Origin of the sequence: Pseudonocardia sp. McavD-2-B, from assembly GCF_024124365.1 — a bacterium.
Lineage (GTDB): Bacteria > Actinomycetota > Actinomycetes > Mycobacteriales > Pseudonocardiaceae > Pseudonocardia > Pseudonocardia alni.
On sequence record NZ_JAMXSG010000333.1, the window covers coordinates 1 to 5,482 of the forward strand.

Genomic DNA, 5,482 nt, shown 5'->3' on the forward strand with positions numbered 1-5,482 from the left:
GGGCCGCCGACGTCGCCCGCCGGTCGGGGCGGGACCTGCGGCTGGTCGTCGTGGTCCCGCCGCCACGCCGGACGGCCGGCGGTCCGCCGACCGGGGCCGCCCGGACGGCGATGGCGCGGCGGCTGCTCGACGCGGTCACCGACGAGATCGCGGTCGAGACCGGCGAGGTGGACCTCGAGGCCGAGCTGCGCAGGGACGGCTGGGACCGGGTGCTGAGGGACGAGTCGAGGACCGCCGGGCTCGTCGTGCTGGCCCGGTACGCGGCGTGGCCCGCGCACCCGCCCGCCGGGTGCCCCGTCGTGCGGGCCGGGCGGGCGCCGCGACGACGGGACCCGGCGCCGGAATCGGCGATGTTCCAGCGGCTGACCGTCGGCGACGCCGCCCCCGGCCCCCTCCCGCAGGCATGACGGCGGCCGGGGCCGGGTCGTGGACCCGGTCCCGGCCGCCGTGCCGTGACCGCTCCGGGTCAGCCGGTACTGATCGGGATCATCGTCGCCTCGGCCGGTGCGGGCGGTTCGGGCATCGGCACCCTGATCTCCAGGATGCCGTCGGTGTAGCTCGCCGCGATGTCGTCGGCGACCACACCCTCGGGCAGCTGGAGCACGCGCGACATGGTGCCGCGCCACAGCTCGCGCCTCCGGTAGCCGTCCTCGGACCGCTCCTCCTCGCCGCCCCGCTCCGCCCGTACGGTCAGCAGGCCGTCGGCCACGGTGACCGAGACGTCGGCGGCGGGGTCGACCCCGGGCAGCTCGGCCCGGACGACCAGCGCCCCGTCTTCGACGAACTCGTCGACGCGGATCGCCGCCTCCTCGCGCAGCCGGCCGGCGTACACCGGGCGCCGCACGGGGAACGCGCGGAACCAGTCGTCGACCATCCGTTCCATCTCGGTGAGTGCGCCGGGCAGTGCCCCGGCCCGGCGCGTGATCGTGCTGCTCATCGGACGTCCTCCCTCGTGTGTTCAGGACGCCCCCCACCGTGGCCCGCGGGCGCGGACACGACCAGGGACGGTCGGCCCGGTGCCCGCGGCCCGAGGACCCGCACGTCGCGGCGGTCACCGCCGTCGCCGAAGGTCCCGGCCGCCGGGCGCCCTCCGGCCCTGCTCCGCGGCCGGCGCCGTACCTAGCGTCGGCCGCGACCTCAGTTCCCCCCGCCGCAGCCCCACCGGCCCGCCGCCGGTGACCGAGGAGCAGCCGTGAACACGATGCGTGCCGCCGTCGTCCCCGCACTGGGAGCGCCCCTGGAGATCCGGGAGATCCCGGTGCCGGTCCCGGGCCCCGGGCAGGTCCTGGTCCGGATGGAGGCCAGCGGCATCTGCCACACCGATGTCCACGCCGCGCGCGGGGACTGGCCGGTGAAGCCCCGCCCGCCGTTCGTGCCCGGGCACGAGGGGATCGGCACCGTCGTGGAGTCGGTGCACGGTCCCCACCACCGGGCGATCGGGCGACGGGTCGCGATCCCGTGGCTCGGGTCGGCCTGCGGCCGGTGCCGCTACTGCGTCAGCGGCCGGGAGACGCTGTGCGAGAGCCAGACCAACAGCGGCTACTCGGTGGACGGCGCGTGGGCCGAGTACGCGGTGGTCGACGAGCGCTTCGCCGTGCCGGTGCCCGACGACATCCCCCCGGTCGAAGCCGCTCCGCTGACCTGCGCCGGGGTCACCACCTACGCGGCGATCCGCAACGCGCGGGTCGCCCCCGACGAACGGGTGGGGGTGTTCGGCATCGGCGGCCTGGGCCACCTGGCCGTCCAGTACGCCCGGCTGGTCGGAGCCTCGGTCGTCGGCGTCGACGTCGAGGACGCCAAGCTCGCACTGGCGACCGGGCTGGGCGCCGACGCCGTGGTGGACGCCCGCACGACCGACCCCGTCGAGGCGACTCACGACCTGGGCGGGCTCGACGTCGCCGTCGCGCTGGCCCCCTCGCCGGACTCCTTCGGGCAGGCACTGCGCTCGCTGCGGCGCGGCGGCAGGCTCGTGTGCGTCGCGCTGCCCGCCGACGGCACGCTGACCGTGCCGATCTTCGACCTCGTGCTGGGCGGGCTGACCGTGCTCGGATCGATCGTGGGCACCCGCGAGGAGCTGGCCGAGGTCTTCGACCTGCACGCCCGCGGCCGCACCCGGGTGGTCACCGAGACCCGCAAGCTCGACGACGTCAACGCCGCCGTCGACGACCTCCTCGCCGGGCGGGTCCCGGCCCGGCTCGTGATGGAGTTCTGATGGTCGTCCCCGCGTCGGCGACGACCCGGTCGGGGGATCCGTCGGAGCCCGTCGCCGGCCGCGGTCACGATGTCCTGTTGGGTGACGGCCGCCGGGCGGTCGTCCGGCCGCTGGACCGGTCCGACCTGCCTGCGGTGACCGCCCTGCACACCGGTCTCGACACGACCGACCGGCACTTCCGCTACCTGTCCGCCTCGGCCGCCGACCCGCGGCGGACCGCCCGCTCGGTGCTCGCCCCGACCGGTCACGCGGTGGGCGTGTTCGAGGCGGGGGAGCTGCTCGGCGTCGCCCACTACGTGCCCGTCCCGGACGGCTCCACCGCCGAGTTCGCCGTCCTGGTCGCCCCCGCGGCGCGCCACCGCGGTGCCGGGACCCTGCTGATGGAGGCACTCGCCGGGGCCGCGACCGCGGCCGGTCTCGCCACGCTGACCGGGGAGGTGGCCTCCGACAACGCCCCCATGATGCGGGTGCTGACCGACCTCGGGCGCCCGCTGCGGACCCGTCCGGACGGGCCCGTCACCCACGTCCGGCTGGAGACGGGCGACCCCACCCCGCTGTCGGACGACCCGCACTGGTCCCGGGTCTCCGCGGCGTCGGCGATCTCGCTGACCCCGGTGCTCGCCCCGGCCTCGGTCGCGGTCGTCGGGGCCTCGCGCCGGCCGGGCACGGTCGGCCGGGCCGTGCTGGACCGGATCCGGCGCGGCGGGTTCAGCGGGCCGCTCGCGGTGGTGAACCCGCGCGGGACGCCGGCCCCGGACCTGCCGTGGGCGGGCACCGTCGGCGAGCTCGGCACCGTGCCGGACCTGGCCGTCCTCTGCGTCCCGGCCGACGCCGTCGTGCCGGTCGCCGAGGACTGCGGCCGGGCCGGGGTCGGCGCGCTGCTCGTGCTCACCTCCGGCGTCACCGGCGCCGACGCCGGCCGGCTCGCCGCGGTCTGCGCTCACCACCGGATGCGTCTCGTGGGCCCCAACTGCCTGGGCCTGGTCGACACCGCCGCCGGGGTCGCCCTCGACGCCACGTTCGCCGCCACCGCCCCGGCGGGGGAGATCGGCGTGGCCGCCCAGTCCGGCGGGATCGCCGTCGCGCTGGGCCACGAGCTGGCCGCCGCGGGACTCGGTATCAGCTCGCTGGTCAGCACCGGCGACGCCCTGGACGTCGCGGCCGACGACCTGCTCGCCTGGTGGGCGCACGACGGCCGCACCCGGGGCGCCGTGCTCTACCTGGAGTCCGCCCGGCGTCCGCACGAGTTCGCCGCCGTCGCGCGGCGTGCCGCGCGCACGATGCCGGTCGTGGTGATCCCGTCGGGGAGCAGCGACGCCGGGCGGCGGGCCGCGGCGTCGCACACCGCGGCCACGGCGACCCCGCGCGCCGCCCGCGACGCGCTGTACCGGCAGGCCGGGCTGCTGCTCGCCCGCGACCCGCGCGAGGCCGTCCAGATGCTCGCCACCCTGCAGAGCGCGCCGCTGCCCGCGGGGCCCCGGGTCGGGATCGTCAGCAACGCGGGCGGCCTGGGCGTGCTCGCCGCCGACGCGTGCACCGACGCCGGGCTGCAGGTGGCCCGGATGGAGGCCGGCACCCGGTTCGCGCTGGCCGGCATCCTGCCCGCGACCGCGGCCGTCGGCGGCCCGGTCGACACGACCGCCGTGGTCGGGGCCCGGGCCTTCGCCCGCGCCGTCACCGTCGTCGCACACGACCCGGGAGTGGACGCCGTGGTCGTCACCGGGGTGCCCACCGACCTGGGGGACCCGCTCGCGGAGATCGGCGACGCCGCGGGGGAGCCCGTGCCGGTCGTCGTCGTGGCGCCGGGCGGCTCCCGCCCGCGTGACCGGGTCCCGGTCCACGACGACGTGACCTCCGCCGCCGCGGCCGTCGCTGCCGGGGTGCGCCGCGGACACTGGCTCCGGCACGCCGCGGACCCGGTCCCGGCCCTGCTCCGGACCGACACCACCCGGGCCCACGCCGCCGTCGCGGGAGCCGGCGAGGGCTGGCTCGACCCGCTCGGGGTCCTGGAGCTGCTCGGCGCCGCGGGGATCCCCGCGGCGCCGGTGGCGCGGGTGCGCACCGCGGACGGGGCGGTGCAGCGGTGGCGGGCCGCCGGGGGACCGGTCGCGCTCAAGGCCGAGGCCACCGGTCTGCTGCACAAGGCCGCGGCCGGCGGTGTCGTGCTGGACGTGGACTCCGAGGAGGGGGTCCGCGCGGTGGTCGGGCGGTTCGCGGCCCGGTTCGGCGACACCCTGCGCGGGGTCCTGGTCCAGCCCATGGTGTCCGACGGCGACGAGGTCCTGGTCGGAGCGACCGTCGACGCCGTCGTCGGACCGGTGCTCACGGTGGGCCCCGGGGGGAGCGCCACCGACGCGGTCGGCGGACGGAGCCACCTGCTCGCGGTCGCCTCCCCCGACGACGCCGACGGCGCCGTCGCCGACTCCGCGCTCGGGCCGCGGCTGGCCGCGCAGGGCCGCGCCGCGGTCCGCGACGTGCTGCTGCGGTGGGGCTGGCTGGTGCGGACCGTCCCGCGGGTGGTGGAGGCGGAGATCAATCCGCTGGTCCTGCGACCCGACGGCGGGGGCGGGGTGGGGGCGACGGCGGTCGACGCCCGGATACGGCTGCGCGGCTGAGCCCCCCGGCGACGGGGCCGAGGTGTCCCGCTCCGCGGCCCCTCAGCACCCGACGCCCGCGGACCACGCCGACAGGGCCGCTCCGACCGCGGCGCCGGGGCCGCCCGCGGTGTCGATCCGGACCGCCTCCGGCCACGGGGCGGCGGCGGCCCGCATCCGGGCGGCGACCGCGGCGTCGGCGTCCGACGGCGACGGCCCGCGGGCCGCGATCCGGGCGTCGGCGGTGCGGGGGTCCACCGCGCACCGCAGCTCCACGCATACGGCGTGGTGCCGCGCGGCGAGCACGCGGGCGGCGAGCCGGTGCTCCGCGGTGGTCCACGACGCGTCGAGGACCACCGACTCGCCCCGCCCCAGCAGCGGACCGGCCGCGTCGAGCAGGGCGGTGTAGACCGCCGCGACCCGCTCGGGTGTGTACCGGCCGGTGCCGTAACCCCCGGTGCCGCGGCTCACGGTGCCGCGGCTCACGGTGCCGCGGCTCACGGTGCCGCGGCTGACGGTGCCGCCCCCGGTGCCGTCGCCACCGGTGCCGCTGCCCGGGCGGGCACCGTCGCCGGGACGGCCGCGGTCGAGGTCGTCGCGGATCAGGTCGCTCGACAGCAGCCGGGCGCCGGTCGCCGCGGCCAGTGCCCCGGCGAGGGTGGTCTTGCCGCTGCCG

Annotated in this window: 5 protein-coding genes; 3 read left to right on the plus strand and 2 right to left on the minus strand. The window is 78.6% G+C overall.

What is annotated here, in order from left to right; all coding sequences use genetic code 11:
- Positions 1–407: hypothetical protein (locus NH602_RS27565; RefSeq protein ID WP_253069318.1), on the plus strand; the 407-nt coding region annotated here is incomplete at its 5' end.
- A gap of 59 nt (positions 408–466) precedes the next feature.
- Here the strand turns inward: NH602_RS27565 and NH602_RS27570 are convergent.
- The gene (locus NH602_RS27570; protein ID WP_062401829.1) at positions 467–937 is read right to left on the minus strand and encodes an Hsp20/alpha crystallin family protein; all 471 of its coding nucleotides are present in this window, start codon (positions 935–937) and stop codon (positions 467–469) included.
- Between the two features lie 264 nt (positions 938–1,201).
- Here NH602_RS27570 and NH602_RS27575 point away from each other — a divergent pair, with 264 nt between their 5' ends.
- Positions 1,202–2,212, plus strand: coding sequence for a zinc-dependent alcohol dehydrogenase (locus NH602_RS27575; protein WP_253069321.1), 1,011 nt, complete (start codon positions 1,202–1,204; stop codon positions 2,210–2,212).
- A 77-nt stretch (positions 2,213–2,289) separates the two neighbouring features.
- The gene (locus tag NH602_RS27580; RefSeq protein WP_253069319.1) at positions 2,290–4,827 is read left to right on the plus strand and encodes a GNAT family N-acetyltransferase; all 2,538 of its coding nucleotides are present in this window, start codon (positions 2,290–2,292) and stop codon (positions 4,825–4,827) included.
- Positions 4,828–4,869: 42 nt separating this feature from the next.
- On the opposite strand, the gene NH602_RS27585 is transcribed toward NH602_RS27580, so the two are convergent.
- Positions 4,870–5,482: AAA family ATPase (locus NH602_RS27585; RefSeq protein ID WP_253069320.1), on the minus strand; the 613-nt coding region annotated here is incomplete at its 5' end.